Source organism: Aequorivita sp. CRS11 (genome assembly GCF_059693805.1).
This window is the reverse complement of record NZ_JCATIG010000001.1, coordinates 41,209-60,541: the sequence shown is the minus strand read 5'-3', so window position 1 is coordinate 60,541 and position 19,333 is coordinate 41,209. Positions and strand designations below refer to the sequence as shown.

The following is a 19,333-nucleotide window of genomic DNA, read 5'->3' as shown; positions in this document are numbered from 1 at the left end:
ATAAATAAATATGAATAAAATTAACATCTTTATAACTTTTGTTGCCGCTGCGCTTTTTTCAGCTTGTGCAAGCTACAATCCACAATTTAAGAACCCCAATTCAGAAGTTCCGAAACCACTTTCCAAAAACAATATAGATAAGACTTTTTATCTTATAGGTAATGTTGGAAAATCAAGTGAAAATACTTCGAAATCACTTCAATCCTTAAAAAATTATATAGCAGAAAACAATTCTGAAGATAGCTATGTATTGTTTTTGGGGAATAGTTTTTATCCCTCAGGAATGCCGCCAAAGGATGAAGCTGCAAAAGCACGGGCAACTAAGGGAATGCAAATGCAGGTTGACGCATTGAAAGACTTTAAGGGAAAGGTTGTGGTACTGCCCGGTAATCGTGACTGGATAGGTGGTGTGGACGGCTTAGAACTTGAAGAGGATTTTCTTAAAGCACGTTTTAACGATGCCGATGTGTTACAGCCAAATAACGGTTGTCCTCTGGAAAGTATCGATATTAATGATAATGTGCATCTGATTGTCTTAGATACCCAATGGTTTTTGGAAGATTGGGATAACAATTCTAAAATGAACGATAAGTGCGATATCAAAACCCGTGAGAAATTGTTTATTGAAATAGAAGGTGAATTGAAGAAGAACGCTACAAAGACAATTGTTTTTGCAATGTACCACCCTTTGATTACGTATGGCGAGCACGGCGGTAAATATCCCGCAATCCACAAAGATTTTTTTAGCACCTTAATAAAACAAGTGAAAATCCAAGGCGCAATCTCTAAGCAAGACCGATACAACGAGCGGTATAACGTCTTAATGAGCCGTCTGAAAGTGCTCACCAAAGATTTGGATCGTCTTGTATTTGTTTCTGGTCATGATGAGTCACTACAATACAATGATGACGGCACGGTAAAACAAATTGTATCTGGTGCCGGTTCTGGCGCTACTGCTGCCGCTCTTGGTCAGTATGGACAATTTGTATATGGACACGAAGGTTTCGCAAAGCTGGAGGTTGGCAAAAATGGCGCTTCCCAAGTAGAATTTTTTAAATCTGAAGACGATGGAAATTACCAATTGATGTTTCAAAAGGAAATTTTCCCCGCTATTGAAACGTACGATTTTTCAACCCTGCATGAAAAGTTTCCCGAAACCGTAAAATCGCAGGTATATACGGATGAAATGGTAGATAAAACGGGTTTTTACAAAGCTTTATGGGGCGAGCATTACAGAGAATTGTATGGCACCGGAGTTACGGCAAAAACAGTGCTGCTCGATACACTTTACGGAGGATTAAAGGTAATTAGAGCAGGGGGAGGCCATCAAACCCGCTCTTTGCGTTTGGAAGATAAGGAGGGCAGAACCTATAATATGAGAGCTTTAAAAAAGAGCGCCGTACAATTTTTACAAACAGTTATTATTAAGGATAAGGAAATAGAAAATGATTTCTTGAATACCATCCCCGAAGATTTAATTCTCGACTTTTATACGGCTGCACATCCCTACGGAGCCTTTACGATACCTAAGCTGGCAGAAGCCGCAGCTATATTGCATACCAAACCAAAGCTTTTTTATGTTCCAAAGCAAAAGGCTCTAGGAAATTTTAATGCTGATTATGGAGATGAACTTTATATGATTGTGGAAAGGCCCGATGAAACTTTTACGGGACCTATTTTCAATTATCCCGATGATATGGAAAGTACTGACGATTTATTGGCAAAATTGCGAGAGGATGAAAAATACAAACTAAACGAAAAGGCGTACATACGCGCGCGTGTTTTTGATATGCTTGTAGGCGATTGGGACCGTCATAACGATCAGTGGCGTTTTACACAACACGACAATGAAGACGGAACGGTGACTTTTGAACCTATCCCTCGCGATCGCGATCAGGTTTATTCATATTTTGACGGTGGGCTGTTTGATTTGGCAAGGACTGTTTTTAGTACTTCACGTCAATTTCAGGTTTACGATGAGGAATTGAAACACACGAAATGGTTTAATGCTGCCGGTATAAAACTGGATCACGCCTTAATTCAGAACAATGGAAAGCAAGCGTGGCTGGAAGAGGCAGCAATTGTACAGCAAAGTATTACCGATGAAGTAATTGCAGAGGCTTTCAGCGATCTTCCTAAGGAAGTACAGGATGAAACTGCTGCGGAAATAATAAAAAAACTGAAAGGGAGGCGGAACAACCTTGTTGAAATAGCGGAAGAGTATTATGAATATCTTGCAAAACTCCAAACAATTACCGGAACAGATAAAGATGATTACTTTGAAATAACCCGTTTGCCAGAGGGAAAAACCAATATAAAGACTTACCGTATTAAAGACGGAAAAAAGGACGGTCTAATGGTTGACAGAACTTTTTATGCAGACGAAACCAATTCAATTTGGGTGTATGGATTGGATGATGATGACGTTTTCGAAGTAAAAGGAAAAGGCGATCGCCCTATATTTTTAAGAATCATAGGAGGGCAAAATAATGACACCTATAAAATTGCAAATGGCCGAAAAGTGAAAATTTATGACCAAAAAAGCAAGAAAAATACAATAGAGGAAAAAGGTGGCGCTACATTTAAGTTTACCGATAATTATGATTTTAACACTTACGATTATAAAAAACAAAAACAAAGCATTCATTTGTTTCTTCCAACGGTAGGGTACAATCCAGATGATGGTTTTAAAATTGGTCCTTCGTATTTACTAACCTTTAATGGCTTCCAAAGAAACCCCTTCTCGCAGCAGCACCGCATAAGTGCAGGCTATTATTTTGCCACAAATAGTTTTGATATAAATTACGAAGGTGAGTTTGCAAATATTTTCGGAAGTTGGAATTTCTTGTTGGGAGGGTATTTTAAAAACCCCAATTTTTCTGAAAACTTTTTTGGTTTTGGAAATGAAACCCTTAACCCACAATATGAATTTGACTTTGATATGGACTACAATCGCGTTCGCATTGGTGGCTACGGGGGCTCTATTGGCGTAACAAAAGATTCCCCTTACGGAAGTACATTTCAAATCAAGGCTATTTTTGAAGGAATTGAAGTGGAAGGTACAAACGATCGGTACATTACGGAAGTTATTCCCGCGCCCACCGAGCTTGACGAAACCAAGTATTTTGTTTCCGCAGAAGGAAAGTATCAGTACGAAAGTTATGACAATAGGGTTAACCCCACACGGGGCATGAATTTTTCATTAGTGGCCGGAGGAACCCAAAATATTGATGATAGCGAAAAAATATTTGGTTATGTAAAACCACAAATAGTGTTTTACAATGCCTTGACGCGCAACAGAAAACTGGTACTAAAAACAGACGTTCGCGGACACTTCAATATTGGCAACAACTTTGAGTTTTATCAAGGTGCCCAAATAGGAAGTGATATGGGGCTGAGGGCATATCGTAATGAACGTTTTACAGGACGAAGTGCAGCAGTTGCCGGAGCAGACCTTAGATATAGTTTCAATAAATTCAAGACTGCGCTTTTGCCCATACAGATTGGAGTCTTTGGAGGTTATGATGTGGGAAGGGTCTGGGTGCCCAATGATACCTCAGAGGAATTGCATAGCTCCTATGGTGGAGGCTTTTGGGTTAATACCGCTGACCTCTTAAGTGGTACCTTCAATCTTTTTACGGGAGAGGAAGGATTGCGCTTTACCTTCGGTATGGCTTTTTCAATGTAACATTTTATGATTTTTAAAAAGTTCTATTTTTTATTTTTTACTGCGATTTTCATTTCCTCCTGTGCTACGTATGCACCGCAGTTTAAGGATAAGGATGCGATGCCATTGTATCCTTCGCAAAAAAAAATAGAAAAAACTTTTTACTTGGTTGGCGATGCAGGTCTTTCACCAATGGGTGGGATGAGCGAGGCGCTAGCTACCTTCAACAATTATCTTAAAAACGAAAAGACAAAGGGCAATTATACCATTTATCTGGGTGACAATATTTACCCATCAGGAATGGATCCCGAAGGTCACCCGCGAAGAAAGGAATCTGAGAATATGATTGATGCACAATACAAAGCAGTTAGGGATTACAAGGGGCAAACCATATTTATTCCCGGTAACCACGAATGGTACAACAATGGAGTAATTGGCGTTGCCCGTGAAGAAAATTATGTGGAAGCGCTATTTCCAGATCAAGATGCGTTTAGGCCCAGTAATGGATGCCCACTGGAAAGTGTAGCCGTTTCTAAAAACATTCAGTTGCTCATTATAGACACGCAATGGTATTTGGAGGATTGGAACGCAAACCCCACAATTAATGAAAATTGCGATATAAAGACCCGGGAAAAGTTCTTTATTGAGCTAGCGTTGGAATTGGAGAAAAACCAAAATAAAACCATTGTCTTCGCCATGCACCATCCCATGTTTACCAATGGTAATCACGGGGGTTATTTTGCGCTTGAAAAGCATCTATACCCTCTCCAAAAAAAAATACCGATGCCCCTTCTTTCCTCCTTGGTGGTACAGGTACGATCCCAGGGCGGGGTTTCGGTTCAGGATAGATACAATGAGCTTTATAATAATTTAATGAACAGGCTACAGGAGCTAGTTAAAAATAATAAGCGATTGGTTTTTGTATCCGGTCACGACCATAATTTGCAATACATTGAAAAAGATGGTCTAAAACAGATTGTTTCTGGTGGAGGTGCAAAAGAATCGTATGCGGCATTAGGAAAAGACGGTTTTTTTAGTACGGGCATGCAAGGTTTTGCGGTGCTGGATGTGTTTGAAGATGGTTCCTCTTGGGTGCGTTATTTTGTAAAAGGTGAAAACTTTCAGCCGAAAATGATCTTCCAAAAAGAAGTTGTTTCCGCACCGGTAAAAAAAGATATTTCTGAATTACCAGAGATATTTCCGCAACAATATACAGTCCCCATCTATAAGCAAGACAGTATTAATGATGCATTATTTTTTAAAACGGTTTGGGGCGCAAAATACAAAGAAGCATACTCAACGCCAGTTACCGCACAAGTTGCTTCTTTAGATACTTTGTATGGAGGGTTAAAAGTGATTCAGGAAAATAAAGGAATGGATTACAATTCACTTTTAATGGAAGACAAATATGGCAACCAATATCGTATGCGCGCAATGGGCAAAAACGCCTTGCAGGTTTCAAGAAAACTCATTTTTGAAGATACTGAAGACAAACCTACCGATACTGAAAAGTCTGATGTCCCTTCCGTAAAAGGACAAAATACAAATTTTTATACTGCTTCACATCCATATGCGATCATGGCAATACCGGATATGGCCCGGGCAATAAATATATTTTACACAACCCCACAATTATATTATGTTCCCAAGCAGAAAAGTTTGGAGGGTTACAATGATAGTTTCGGAAATGATTTGTATTTGATTTCTATTGAACCCTCCGAGAAGAGCGAAGGGGAAGGTCTTTTCAAATACCCCGATGATGTAGAAACAACGGATGATATTTTAATCAAACTTCGGAAAACAGGGAATGTGCAAGTTGATGAAGAAAATTATATAAAATCACGATTGTTCGATATGTTAATTGGCGATTGGGACCGAGAGCCGAACCACTGGCAATGGGCAGAATTTTACAATAGATACAAGAAAAACGTTTACGTGCCCATACCTAACAACCGTGACAATGCGTTTTCAAGTTTTGAAGGAAATATTTTCGATTACACCCGTTCGCTATTTAACGGGTCTCTGCAAACCCACGTATATGGTGAAAACTTGAACGATTTGGAATGGTTCAATAAAGAAGGGGTAATTCTGGATAGGGCGTTATTAAAAAACTCTGGTCGCGAACAATGGAAATATTTGGCAAAATCAATACAGGATAGCATTACCGATGCTATCATTGAAAAAGCCTTTAATAATATACCGGCAGAGGTGCAAGATGAATCCTTAGCAGATATAAAACAAAAATTAAGGGAGCGAAAGAAAAACCTGGTTGCCATTGTCGATAAATACTACACCTATCTTTCTACATTACAGACCATTGTTGGGACAGATTATGATGATTTATTTGAAGTTACAAGACACGCTGATGGCAGAACAAATGTGAGAAGTTTTACTACTATTAATGGCATAAAATCTGATACCTTAATTGATAGAACATTTTCAAGAACCGATACTAAAGAAATATGGATCTACGGCCTAAATGGTAATGATAGGTTTATTGTAAATGGAGAGGGAGATGATTTTATTTTTTTGCGAATAATTGGAGGAAGGGATAAAGACAGTTTTAGTTTAAAACAAGGTAGAAGATTAAAGGTTTACGATTATGAAAGTATGCCGAATGTAATTGAAGAAAAAAAGGGGGGGAGTATACGTTTTACGGATATCTACAATCTAAACACCTATGATTATCGAAAGCAAATAGACCGTTCACAAGGATTGGTTTCGGCAATTGGGTATAATCCCGACGACGGTTTTCGTGCGGCACTGCAATATGCTTATAGGGTAGATAATTTTCAAAGAAATCCATTTTCCCAAAAACACATAGTACACTTAGCCTATTTTACTGATATCAATAGTTTTGAACTTTCGTATTCCGGTGAGTTTGCAAATATAAAAGACGATTTAAATCTAAGTTTTGGCGCCCGGCTTACCAGTCCAAATTACAAGGTTAATTTTTTTGGCTTTGGAAATGAAACCCAAAATCTGCAGGACGAAAAGGGGTATGATTACAATAGGGTAGATGTGCAGCATATTTCTGGCAATATTGGATTGCTTCGCAATAGTAATTTTGGTAGCTTTTTCAAGTTGCAAACTACCTTTGACGCTTATGAGGTGGGAAATTCATCAACTAATTTTATTTCTGAAGCAGCAGTTGAAAATAAAGGAGAAACAAGCTACTTCGGCACCTTTGAAGGAATTTATAATTACCGAAGTTTTGACGACCCCCAAAACCCGACCATAGGAATGATGTTTGATCTTAATGCGGGGGTTACCGATAATCTGGAAGATATGGATGAGGTATTTGGCTTTTTAAAAACACGACTCGGGTTTTATAATACTTTAGTTAAAAACAGGACCTTAGTGCTGAAAACCAATATTAATTACCAATTGAATATGGGGCAAAAGTACCAATTTTATCAAGCTGCAAATCTGGGAGGCGACAATGGTTTAAGGGGCTATAGGGAGCAGCGTTTTACGGGGAAATCGTTTTTGGTGGGCAGTGCAGATTTGAGATATAGTTTTCCTAAGTTTAAAGTGGGGTTGTTGCCATTTCAGATTGGTATTTATGGAGGTGCAGATTTAGGAAGAGTCTGGTTGGCTGACGATAGTTCAGATAAGTGGCACAATTCCAGAGGTGGAGGTTTTTGGATAAATGGGCCAGGTGGCGCGAATGTTAACCTAAGTTTGTTCAATTCTACTGAGGGAACAAGGCTTAGTTTTGGATTGGGATTTGATTTTTAAACAAAAAAACTTGCCAAATACTATAAATATCTGGCAAGCTTCATGGTTTTTAAATTATAAAGCTTAAGCTTCCGGATGGCCTTCTCCCGTTTTCATTGTCCAAGCATCCAGCATCCAACTTATTTTTTCTATATGGCCAATGAAGCCACCAATCATATCAATAGTACCTTCATCGCCAGCGGCATCAGCTTTTTCAACCACAGTGCGCATTTGTTTAAGAAGTTTTCCATGATCATCCAGCAATATTTCAACCATCTTTAAATCTTTGGTGTCAGATGGAGACTCCTTAATATTGCTCAATTTCACGTAGTCAGTAAAATTACTGGTGGGTTGAAAGCGAAGGGTCAAGATTCGCTCAGCAATTTCATCAATTTTCAATTTAGCATCGTCGTACATTTCTTCAAACTTAATGTGAAGGTCAAAGAAATTATGGCCAATTACATTCCAGTGAAAATTTCTGAGTTTTTGGTAGTACAAATGGTAGTCTGCGAGTAGTACATTCAATTCTTTTGCAGTGGTGGTAGTTTTCTTTTTATCGAGGTTTAAATAGCTCATTATTTTGTTTTTTATAGGTTTCCCTCAAAGATAACTAACCTTATTTGAGGAATCAATTTTAAAAGACAGTTTAGCCTTTTTTTAACTCCGAAATACTTATAATCGGTACATAGATTTGCTTAAAAAAAAGGTCGAGAATTTTTTGTAGGAAAAAATGACGTTTTTCTTACATTTTAATGACTTTGCTATGGCTTTGCTATGGCTTTGCTATGGCTTTGCTATGGAGTAGCCGTGAGGAGGTTATTCTGAAGCTTTTTTATTCTTTAAATTGCTATCGCTCCCCCTATTTGGCGGTTTTGGCAAGTTGGTGTCTTTTTTAATTTCGTCCTTATCCTTTTCCACCTCACCATATTGGTTGTGGTCGCGATTTTTTCCGAATCCGTCAACAGTATCTCCCATAATTACATTTTTCTTTAAAATTACAAAGATTTTGCAATGGCACCAACGTTTGCTTTGTATTTCAATAGTTTCACGACTTCCTTTTAAATTCAAAATAGTACCTTTGCGACCTGAAACAAAACCTACTTATGCGAAGTCTTTTAGTAACAGCGGTAAAAGCAGCTTTATCTGCCGGAACAGAAATTCTTAAGATTTACGACACCAACTTTGAGGTGGAGCACAAAAACGATGATTCACCTCTTACACAGGCTGATAAAAATGCAAATGAGGTAATAAATGAGTATTTGAAACCTACCCAAATCCCAATTATAAGTGAAGAAAACAGGCAGTTGGACTATTCGGAAAGGAAAGACTGGAACCGTTGTTGGATTGTGGATCCGCTGGATGGCACCAAGGAATTTATAAAACGAAATAGTGAATTTACTGTAAACATTGCTTTGGTCGAAAATGGCAATCCCGTGCTTGGAGTAATTTACGTTCCCGTTTCAAAAGAACTGTATTTTACTTCTTCGGAGGGAAAGACTTCAAAAAAGATAATTATTTCCTCGGAAAAAGATTCGGTTGAGGAAATATTAAAAAACGCTAAAGAAATCAAACCAAGTAAGGCTTCCGTAGTAAAGATTGTGGGCAGCCGTTCGCATTTAAATGAAGATACTAAAAATTTTATTGCAGAAATAGCGAAGCAGAATGAGGTAGAAATTGTTTCAAAAGGAAGTTCGTTAAAATTCTGTTTGGTAGCAGAAGGGCTTGCGCAACTTTATCCCCGTTTTGCCCCAACTATGGAATGGGACACTGCCGCGGGACATGCAATCTGTAATGCTGTAGGGGTTTCAGTAATTGATCAGACCACTGGAAATAATATGCAATACAATAAGCCCAATTTATTGAACAATTATTTTTTGGTAAAGGTATGAGGAAGGACCAATCCCGAAAGAGGCATATAGCCAAAACTATCACTTGGCGCATTGTCGGTACGCTGGACACCATATTGTTGTCTTGGCTCATTACCGGAAATCCGCTGACCGGGCTTAAAATTGGATTTGCCGAGGTGATAACCAAAATGATATTATATTATTTTCACGAACGGGTTTGGTTTAGCATTAATCTTTCAGAAAAAGGTATTATCCGCGAAAGCCGAAAAAGGCATGTTTTGAAAACCTTTACTTGGCGCGGGGTAGGAACGCTAGATACTATGTTGCTTTCTTGGTTAATAACAGGAAACCCTATAATGGGCCTAAAGATTGGTCTTGCGGAACTTTTAACGAAAATGATTTTATATTATCTTCACGAAAGAGTTTGGTACAGAACTAATTATGGATTAAAAAATAGAGTAAGATAACATGGAAGAAAATGTAATTCCATATAATTTCAGCATTACCCAAGCAGAGCGAAGTGTTTTAAAAAAACATGGCGCGTTTCTTATTTGGTTTACGGGGCTTTCGGGTTCTGGAAAATCTACCATTGCGAACGATTTGGAAAAGAAACTTATCTCACAAAATATACATACCTATCTTTTGGACGGTGACAACGTAAGGAAAGGCTTGAACAACAATCTGTCCTTTTCACCCGAAGATAGATCTGAAAACATTAGAAGAATTGCTGAAGTGTCCAATTTAATGATTAATGCGGGCTTGGTTGTGCTCGCTTCTTTCGTTTCGCCTTACAGAGAGGATCGTGAGAATGTGAAACGTATAGTTGGATATGATAATTTTGTTGAAGTTTTCGTGAATACCCCCATTGAGGAGTGTGAACGCCGCGACGTAAAGGGGCTGTATGCAAAGGCGAGAGCGGGAGAAATACAAAATTTCACAGGTGTTAACGCACCTTATGAAGCCCCGATGGTGCCAGATATTGAAATTGACACAACTAAGGTCTCTGTTGAAGAAGCAGTTGCTATTATTTTAAAAGCGATAAAGAAAAAATTGAAAGGAAATGAGTAAGTATTATCTTAATTATTTGGACGAATTGGAAAGTGAAGCCATCTATATTCTTAGGGAGGTATGGGCGCAGTTTCAAAACCCTGTGATTTTATTTTCGGGAGGTAAAGATTCAATTCTTGTAACGCATTTGGCGAAGAAAGCTTTTTATCCTTCCAAAATTCCATTTGCGCTACTTCATGTAGATACGGGACACAACTTCCCGGAAACAATTCAGTTTCGAGATGATTTGATAGAAGAATTGGGAGCTCAGTTAATTGTAGGCTCCGTTCAGGAATCAATTGATACAGGAAGGGTTGCTGAAGAAAAAGGAAAAAACGCAACACGTAATGCGCTTCAAATCACAACATTACTTGACGCTATTGAAAGTAATAAAATAGATTGTGCCATTGGTGGTGGAAGACGTGATGAGGAGAAAGCCCGTGCCAAGGAACGTTTCTTTTCGCACCGTGACGATTTTGGGCAGTGGGATCCAAAAAACCAACGTCCGGAACTTTGGAATTTATTAAATGGAAAACATTTTGAAGGCGAGCATTTCCGCGCATTCCCCATAAGCAATTGGACTGAAATGGATGTTTGGAATTATATAAAGCGTGAGGATATTAAAATTCCTTCCCTGTATTTGGCACACCAACGTGAGGTGGTTTGGCGAAATGATTCGTGGATTCCGGTTTCTGAATTTTTAAAGTTGGAAGAAAACGAAAAAATAGAAACAAAGAAAATTCGCTTTAGAACTCTTGGGGACATTACAATAACTGGCGGAATTGAATCTGAAGCAGATACTTTGGAGAAAATCGTGGCAGAAGTTGCCGCAATGAAAAAAACGGAGCGTGGTAACAGAAGCGATGATAAGCGTAGTGAGACGGCTATGGAGGATAGGAAGCGGCAGGGATATTTTTAAAAATTAAACACGGATTATGCGGATTACTCGGATTACGCTGATTTAATATGGGAAAGTTGATTTATGAGCGGGAAACCTTTAAGATTATTGGGGCGGCCATGGCCGTACATAAAGGTTTGGGCGCAGGGTTTTTAGAATCGGTTTATCAAGAGGCATTTGAACGCGAATTGACAAATCAACAAATTCCTTTTGAAAAACAGAAAAAGCTTATGGTTTACTATCAAGGAAAACCATTGCAGAAATATTTTATTGCTGATTTTATCTGTTTTGACAAAATTGTAGTTGAAATTAAATCGGCTTCTTTTCTTCACAAAGCAGGAGAAGCCCAAACCATAAATTATTTAAAATCGATCAATGCTCCGGTGGGATTGTTGATTAATTTTGGACAAGCAAGTTTAACTTGGAAAAGATTTATAAATACGAAAGACAAAAATAAATGAATCGGAAAATCCGCGAAATCCGCGAAATCCGTAAATCTGCGTCATGATATGGAAATAGACAAAAACCAACTACTAAGATTTACCACGGCAGGAAGTGTGGATGATGGTAAAAGCACGTTGATAGGGAGATTGCTTTACGATAGCAAGGCAATTTTTGAAGACCAATTGGAAGCAGTAGCAAATACAAGCCGTAAAAAAGGTCACGAAGGTGTAGATCTTGCCTTGTTTACAGATGGACTTCGCGACGAGCGGGAGCAGGGAATAACCATTGATGTAGCCTATAGGTATTTTACCACTCCAAAACGTAAATTCATAATCGCGGATACGCCGGGACACATACAGTATACACGGAATATGGTTACGGGGGCTTCAACTGCCAATGCTGCCTTAATTTTAATTGATGCCCGTCACGGTGTTATTGAACAAACCAAGCGCCATGCCTTTATTGCTTCGCTTTTGCAGATTCCGCATATTATCGTTTGTATCAATAAAATGGATTTGGTGGATTATTCAGAAGAGGTTTATGAAAACATCATTAACCAGTTTGAGGAGTTTTCATCAAAACTATATGTAAAGGATATTCAGTTTCTTCCCATAAGCGCTTTGGATGGAGACAATGTGGTAAACCGTTCTACAAATATGGATTGGTATAAAGGAGCTCCTTTGCTTTACACTTTGGAAACAATGCACATAAGCAGTGATATCAATAAAATAGATGCCCGTTTTCCGGTTCAGACGGTTTTACGGCCGCAACGGGAAGGCTTTATAGATTATAGGGGATACGCAGGTCGCGTAGCCAGCGGTATTTTCAGGCCGGGCGATGAGGTGGTCATACTGCCTTCTGGCTTTACATCAACAATTAAAAGCATAGACACCATGGATGGCTCTTTGGAAGAGGTATTTGCGCCAATGTCTGTCACAATTACTTTAAAGGACGACATAGACATTAGCCGTGGCGATATGATAGTAAAAGAAAACAACCAGCCCAAACCTTTACAGGAATTTGACGCTATGCTTTGCTGGTTTAACAATTCACCCGCTAGGCCTAGAGCTAAATACACGATAGTTCACACCTCTAACGAACAAAAAGCGATGATAAAGGAAGTGGTGTATAAAATTGATATTAACACTTATGCTCGCGAAGAAGAGGACAAGGAATTAAAGATGAACGATATTGCCCGTATTAGTATCCGGACTACGCGTCCGCTGATGGTTGATGAATATCGTGATAACCGAATTACAGGAAGTTTTGTGTTGATTGATGATGCAACACACGAGACTGTTGCTGCGGGGATGATTGTTTGAGGGGGCGTTATTCGTTATTCGTGGATTTGTGATTCGTGGATTCGTGATTCGTTTATGTCCCTGATATAGGTTGACCACATAAACGTAGAAAGGCATAAAAGCAAATTTACGAAGTATAGGAAAACAGCGTAAAACTCATGTATTTATATAAAATTTGGATAGAATTAGGGTTTAGAAGTAGCCTTGAGGTAGCTTAAAGGTAGCCTTTGGGTACCATTATCGTAGCTTAAACCATACATTCGCAATACTCTCGACCCCTCTGAACTACCCATTAGCGTACATTAACATATACATTAGGTCGCTATAAGGTATGCATTGGGGATGTTGTAATAGGCATTAGTAACGATTAGAAAAAAATGATTTTAAGTTGTTAGATGAGCTAACTACAATGGCGATTCCGTCAATAGAAGTTTTGAAATCGTTTGTACGAAAATTATATGGGAGTTTCATTCCGGAGTATTAAGGAATTGGAGCAAGGAAATAATAATTAATCAATCTGCTACTTTGTTGTCATTTAAACGTTAAAAATTGGTATTTTATCGATATGGGTTAATTATCTTTGCGAATTAAAATTTTTTGGATGTCAACAATTACTCTGTTTGGACTTTCATTAATTTTAATTTAATCCGAATGATACAGGGAAGTTTTTGAAACGTACTCTAATGCATGTTTAAAAAAAAAATAAGAAATCGCCCATACGAATAAGATTGTTGAAATAGGTCTTGGCTATCTTTGCTTTCTGTGTCACGTCCTTTTATCACTACGGTGAATTAGATTTTTAATATTTATACAGCTCATCTAGTAGAACAACAAATAATTTTGATTGTTTCTATTTGGATAATTACATAACTGAATGACAACATTAGAGGATAGGGCTATTTCTGGCATTTTTTGGTCTTTTTTGCAAAAGATAGGATCTCGGGGGCTCTCTTTCATTATTGTTATTCTGCTGGCACGACTGCTCACCCCAAAAGATTTTGGCCTTGTTGGAATGCTAATGATTTTTATACAGATAAGTCAAGCAATTGTTGATGGGGGGTTTAATTTGGCCCTGATCCAGAAAAAAAATACTGACGAGGAAGATTATTCCTCAGTATTTTATTTAAATCTAGCTTCAGGTCTTTTATTGTACATCATACTTTTTTTTTGTGCCCCTTTAATATCGGCGTTTTATGACCAGCCGTTATTAATTGATTTATTGCGTGTACTTTCCCTAGTATTTGTTATAAATGCCTTTTCTTTTGTACAGGAAACTCGCTTGACCAAGGAAATTCAGTTCAAAAAGTTGATGATTGTCCATATTCCGTCAACAATTATCGGTGGCGTTGTAAGCATTGTAATGGCCTTTTTTGGTTTTGGCGTTTGGAGTATAGTTGCTATGCAGGTTGTTACGCGCCTTGCATATGCCATACAAATATGGATTCGCAGCAAGTGGAAGCCTTTGCGGTCCTTTAATAAAAAACGCGTGAAGAGCCTATTTTCTTTTGGTGGAAAACTGTTTATAGCCAAAATAGTGGGTACTTTATACAACAATATTTTTTTGGTGGTCCTGGGTAAGTTTTATCCCATCAGCAGCGTTGGGTATTATCAAAATTCAAATAACTTGGCAACTACGCCCTCCAATACCATTTCATCTGTGATTAGCAGCGTAACCTTTCCTGCCTTTGCAACAATTCAGGATGATGATAAACTTTTGAAGGAAGGCTACAAGCGGGCAATCCAGCAAGTGTTTTTTTGGATAACTCCTATCTATGTGTTTGCCGGAGTTTTGGCAGAACCTCTTTTCCGCTTTGTCTTTACGGCCAAATGGTTGCCCGCGGTTCCCTATTTTCAATGGCTCTGCGTTGTTGCGATATTTGGTTCGTTGAGCACCTATAATTTGAATATTGTTAACGTAAAGGGTAGAAGTGATGTATTTCTAAGACTACAGCTTATAAGAAGAATTTTAACGGGAGTTGCCATTTTTTTTGCAATATGGTATGGCGGAATCATGACACTTTTAATGGTGCAGGCGGCAAGTTCGGTGTTTTCGTATGTTTTATTTAGCAATATCGCGGGACGCTTTATAAACTACAGTTTTAAACAACAATTGTTTGATATATCCGGCATACTATTATTGAGCTTAGGTATTGGCTCGGGAATCCTGTTAATGGATCACTATTTCCATAATTTGGTTGATATTTTAAGATTAATAATTGGCTTTGGGGTTGGATTTTTTATCTATGGAACTCTTGTCCATTATTTGAAACTCGCACCATATCTGGAGTTTAGACATATATTACAGACTAAGTTCATTGGTAAATTTATTAAAAGGAAATAGTATGAAAGCATCAATAGTAGTTTACATAATTGGCGATAGCCGTTCTGGCTCCACGCTTTTGGATTATTTACTTGCCTCGCATCCAGATGCGGTTTCTATAGGTGAAGTGCATCATCTCCATGGCCACTATTATAAAAAGGGGACGGGGAAAAGTCTTGATTGGAAATGTAGTTGTGGAGAATATGTTCAAGAATGTAAATTTTGGTCAAGAATACTGGAAAAAATTAATTTCAATGAAAGTTTTAAAACAAAAATTTCTATCCCTAAATTTAAGTTTATTAAAAAAATTAAACAATTTTTTTTCTTAAAAAAGACTTTGGAAAATACTAATATGGCTGAAAAGGGTAAAATAATGGCCATAAATCGATGGAAAATATACGAAGCAGTAGCGGAACAAACTAGAAAAAAAATAATTATTGATTCTTCAAAAAGTGCTTTTGAAGCCTATTATTTAAACAAATACAAAAAGGGATCTATTTATTTTTTGTATATAAACAGGGACATACATGAAGTGGCTTTATCCAAAAAAAACCGTATGATGGAATTGAATAAAATTTATGGATCCAACGAAATCTCAATATATAAAATCATTTTAGCTTCTTATAGAATACGTAGAAATATTAATTTAATATTAAATCTTATAAAGAATAATAATGATAAAAATAACACAAAAGAAATAAATTATTTGAATTTAACTAAAGATCCAAAAAATGAGATTTTTCACGTTTGCCAATTTTTGAATATTCCATATTTTAAAGTTCCAACAGAAACAAATATTTATAATTCTTCCTTACATGTACTTAGTGGTAGCCCAAGTAGGTATAAAAGAAAACCAATAACACCAGATAATAGGTGGAAGAAATTTTATAAGGACAACAAAAAAGCTAAATTTTTTTCAGACTTGCTTCAAAAACTTTAATTTTTATATATGCCAAACAATTTAAGCAAACCAATAATTATTATAGGATTTGGAAGGTCTGGCACCAGTATTATTGCGGACATCATATTGTCCCACCATAAACTGGCATATCTCTCAAATTACAACTCTAAATTCCCTAAGGCTGTATTGGCTAATTCCGTTCGTTATTTGTTCGACAATATCTTCTATACCATACAAGGACAAAAAAAACAATTGAACAAGGTCTCTTCCTTCAATTCTTATATCTTTAAAAACGCAGAAGCTTTTAGTTTTCTAAATTACGCAACCAGTACTGACTTTGGCAGGGGGTTTTTAAACCAAATGGAAATTCCTGTTGAAGAGAAGTTGAAGATCAGAAAAAAGTTTAACAGGGTAGCAATGTACCAAGGAAAAAAAAGGCTGGGCTTTAAAATAACTGGGCCATCCCGTTTAGCTTATCTTCATGCTTTATTTCCGGATGCATTATTTGTGCATATAAAAAGAAACCCATTGCCAAATATTCTTTCCCTGCTAAAAGTGCCATTCTATCAAGACAGGCAATACGAACTTTGGTGGCAGGGCAAAAATGTTTACAGTGAAAAAGAATTGGCCTTTGCAGCGGAAAATAAGGAACATCCAGAATTAATTGCCGCTTTGCAATATTTTAAAGTAAATGAAATGCATTGCCGCGAAATAAATCAATTTGGACTTAAAGATAAAGTGCATACTGTCAATTATGAAGATTTTATTGAATTTCCAAAGCGCGAGATAGAAACTATTTTGGAATTTATAGATTTAAAAATGGACAAAAATATAGCTGATTTTTTGAAGAAAAATAAAATTTACAATCGCAATAAAAATGCAAAGCCTTATTTTTCAAAGAAAATGGATGAAAGAATAATACAAATCGCAACCAACGGTTTAAACCAGACATAATGAAAATAGCTGTACACCATAGAGAGGGAAGTTTCTCAGATCGCTGGATTGCATATTTTAATGATAAAAAGATACCATATAAAATAGTTAATTGTTATCATTCTGATATTATTGAAAATTTGGCAGATTGTGATGTCTTAATGTGGCATCATCACCATGGGCGCTTTATTGACAAACTGGTAGCAGATAGAATTTTATTTTCATTACAGCAAGCTGGCATTACCGTTTTTCCAAATTTCAATACCAATTGGCATTTTGATGATAAAGTGGGCCAAAAGTATTTATTGGAAGCTGTTGGGGCACCTTTGGTACCTTCTTACGTGTTTTATTCAAAACGGGAAGCTGCACAATGGATTGAGAAAGCAACATTTCCAAAAGTATTCAAGTTGAGGAGCGGGGCTGGCTCCTCAAACGTACGTTTGGTAAATACTAAAAAACAAGCAAAGAAACTTATTAACATAGCCTTTGGCAAAGGTTTTAAGCAGTTTGATGGCTATGGTTATTTAAAGGACACTTATCATAAATACACTTCAGGTATAGTTCCTTTTTATTCCGTAGCAAGAGCTTTTGGACGAATGGTCTTTTCAACAAACTATTCGAAAAAAGCTGGAAGGGAAAAGGGGTATATTTATTTTCAGGATTTTATACCCAATAATGATTCTGACTATAGAATAATAATTATCAACAAAAAAGCCTTCGCGTTGAAGCGAATGGTAAGAAAAGGTGATTTTAGAGCTTCAGGCAGTGGCGAGTTTTATTATGGTGGGGATTTGTTCGATAGAAACTTACTGAAACTGTCTTTCGATGTAGCAGAAAAGTTAAAGATGCAAAGCTGTGCTTTTGATTTTGTGTACGATCAAAATAACAATCCTTTGATTGTTGAAATCAGTTATGGTTTTTCTCCAGCAGGCTATGAAGCGTGTCCGGGCAACTGGGATGATGAGCTTCAATTTCATAAGGGAAAAATAAACCCTTATGGGTGGATGGTTGATGAGATTATGGAAAACATTGAAAAGGCGAATAAATGACACTCAAACTAAAATTATATTCTCTCTTATTATTCGTTTTTTCGCTTCCATTTGAATATTGGGATCCCTTGGGTATATCTGATGTTTTTACCATCACTAAAATGGCTGGGCTATTGTATTTTTTATTTTCAGTGGCAAGCATCGGCAAATTGCGGAGGCAGGGCTATGTTTATAACTTCTCTCCTTTAAGGATTTTAGTGCTATTGTGGGTGTATGTGGTCCTAAGGGCCATTTTCAATTATCATACAGGAAGTCTTTACGGGGTTTTTGAAATAACGTTTTTCCAGAATATAATTTTGTTTTTTTTAGTTGCAAATGATTTATTGAACGATCCTAAACTAAAAAAGAAAATATTCTTAGCCCTTATCTCAGGTGTTTTTCTAATGGGCTCATTAAGTTCATTGGGGATTGGGATAGAAGTAAACTTAGAGGCCGTAGGTATTGGGAACCGATTGTCTTTTTTTGGTTCAAATCCTAATAATGTGGGCAACTTGGCTGCAGTAGCTATTCTATTTGTAATTGCTATGGTTTACGAAAAAGCAAATTACTTTGGAAAAAGAACCCTCTTGCTTTTACTGACGCTCCCCAGTCTGTTGTCAATATTGGCACTTTCTGGCTCTCGGGGGGCACTTGTAATAAGTTTTGCGGGGGCCATGGCTTTGATTTTCTTAAAGAAGACCACAACAGATAAAAAAATAATCTATATGGTTTTTGGAATTGTGATATTGGCATTTGCACTGAATCAAGTATTGCAAACTGGCATAATGGAAAACCGAATACAAAAAACACTTGTAGAGGGAAACATTGGAGGCAGGGGCGATATATGGAACATCGCTTTGGGAATATTCTATGAAAATCCCTTTTTCGGGGTTGGTAATACGGGTTACGATTTTTTAATGGTAGCACGCTATGGTGAAATAAAAGATACACACAATCTTTTTCTTTACTTTATGGTTTCCGGGGGAATTATTGCACTTGGTATGTACCTAATATTCTTTTATTCCCTTTATAAAGGCGCAAAAAGATATTATAGACACTTTAAAAACCCATTATTATTCGCCCTTTTGTTAGTATATATAGTATCTGTGTTCAAGTCTGGGGGAGCAATAAATTCGAAACTGTACTGGATTCTTGCGGCTGTCATATTTGGTTTGGGAAATCAAAACCGTATATTTTCAAAAAATATTCTACTATAAAATTAGGAAA

The 19,333-nt window shown here is 37.2% G+C and carries 15 protein-coding genes; 13 read left to right on the top strand and 2 right to left on the bottom strand.

Annotated elements, in window-relative coordinates; all coding sequences use genetic code 11:
- The first annotated feature begins 10 nt into the window (after positions 1-10).
- Both AC58DT_RS00265 and AC58DT_RS00260 read left to right on the top strand, forming a co-directional pair.
- Complete coding sequence (locus AC58DT_RS00265) at positions 11-3,688, top strand: phosphoesterase (protein ID WP_497214727.1); 3,678 nt, start codon at positions 11-13, stop codon at positions 3,686-3,688.
- Positions 3,689-3,694: 6 nt separating this feature from the next.
- Complete coding sequence (locus AC58DT_RS00260) at positions 3,695-7,408, top strand: metallophosphoesterase (RefSeq protein WP_497214724.1); 3,714 nt, start codon at positions 3,695-3,697, stop codon at positions 7,406-7,408.
- A 63-nt stretch (positions 7,409-7,471) separates the two neighbouring features.
- Here AC58DT_RS00260 and AC58DT_RS00255 read toward each other — a convergent pair whose 3' ends face one another.
- Both AC58DT_RS00255 and AC58DT_RS00250 read right to left on the bottom strand, forming a co-directional pair.
- A complete protein-coding gene (locus tag AC58DT_RS00255; RefSeq protein ID WP_497214722.1) occupies positions 7,472-7,963 on the bottom strand; it encodes a Dps family protein in 492 nt (163 codons plus the stop codon).
- Between the two features lie 240 nt (positions 7,964-8,203).
- Complete coding sequence (locus AC58DT_RS00250; protein WP_497214720.1) at positions 8,204-8,455, bottom strand: hypothetical protein; 252 nt, start codon at positions 8,453-8,455, stop codon at positions 8,204-8,206.
- A gap of 35 nt (positions 8,456-8,490) precedes the next feature.
- Here AC58DT_RS00250 and cysQ point away from each other — a divergent pair, with 35 nt between their 5' ends.
- The 11 genes from cysQ (at position 8,491) to AC58DT_RS00195 (ending at position 19,323) form a co-directional block, all read left to right on the top strand.
- The gene (gene cysQ, locus AC58DT_RS00245) at positions 8,491-9,276 is read left to right on the top strand and encodes a 3'(2'),5'-bisphosphate nucleotidase CysQ (protein WP_497214719.1); all 786 of its coding nucleotides are present in this window, start codon (positions 8,491-8,493) and stop codon (positions 9,274-9,276) included.
- Positions 9,273-9,701, top strand: coding sequence for a DUF2061 domain-containing protein (locus AC58DT_RS00240; RefSeq protein WP_497214717.1), 429 nt, complete (start codon positions 9,273-9,275; stop codon positions 9,699-9,701). Before cysQ ends, AC58DT_RS00240 begins: the two co-directional genes overlap by 4 nt.
- Before the next feature lies 1 nt (position 9,702).
- Entirely contained in the window at positions 9,703-10,302 is a 600-nt protein-coding gene (gene cysC, locus AC58DT_RS00235) for an adenylyl-sulfate kinase (RefSeq protein ID WP_497214714.1), read from the top strand.
- Positions 10,295-11,200, top strand: a complete 906-nt coding sequence (gene cysD / locus AC58DT_RS00230; RefSeq protein ID WP_497214713.1) for a sulfate adenylyltransferase subunit CysD — start codon at positions 10,295-10,297, stop codon at positions 11,198-11,200. The genes cysC and cysD overlap by 8 nt, the downstream gene beginning before the upstream one ends.
- A 47-nt stretch (positions 11,201-11,247) precedes the next feature.
- A complete protein-coding gene (locus tag AC58DT_RS00225) occupies positions 11,248-11,640 on the top strand; it encodes a GxxExxY protein (protein WP_497214712.1) in 393 nt (130 codons plus the stop codon).
- A 48-nt stretch (positions 11,641-11,688) separates the two neighbouring features.
- A complete protein-coding gene (locus AC58DT_RS00220) occupies positions 11,689-12,945 on the top strand; it encodes a sulfate adenylyltransferase subunit 1 (protein ID WP_497214710.1) in 1,257 nt (418 codons plus the stop codon).
- Between the two features lie 853 nt (positions 12,946-13,798).
- Positions 13,799-15,265, top strand: coding sequence for a lipopolysaccharide biosynthesis protein (locus AC58DT_RS00215; protein ID WP_497214709.1), 1,467 nt, complete (start codon positions 13,799-13,801; stop codon positions 15,263-15,265).
- A gap of 1 nt (position 15,266) precedes the next feature.
- Positions 15,267-16,184, top strand: coding sequence for a sulfotransferase (locus AC58DT_RS00210; RefSeq protein WP_497214708.1), 918 nt, complete (start codon positions 15,267-15,269; stop codon positions 16,182-16,184).
- Positions 16,185-16,193: 9 nt separating this feature from the next.
- Positions 16,194-17,099 (top strand): sulfotransferase family protein, encoded by a 906-nt coding sequence (locus tag AC58DT_RS00205; RefSeq protein ID WP_497214707.1) that lies wholly within the window; start codon positions 16,194-16,196, stop codon positions 17,097-17,099.
- On the top strand, positions 17,099-18,127 hold the full coding sequence (locus AC58DT_RS00200) for an ATP-grasp domain-containing protein (RefSeq protein ID WP_497214706.1): 1,029 nt from the start codon (positions 17,099-17,101) through the stop codon (positions 18,125-18,127). Before AC58DT_RS00205 ends, AC58DT_RS00200 begins: the two co-directional genes overlap by 1 nt.
- Complete coding sequence (locus AC58DT_RS00195) at positions 18,124-19,323, top strand: O-antigen ligase family protein (protein ID WP_497214704.1); 1,200 nt, start codon at positions 18,124-18,126, stop codon at positions 19,321-19,323. Before AC58DT_RS00200 ends, AC58DT_RS00195 begins: the two co-directional genes overlap by 4 nt.
- Positions 19,324-19,333 lie beyond the last annotated feature (10 nt).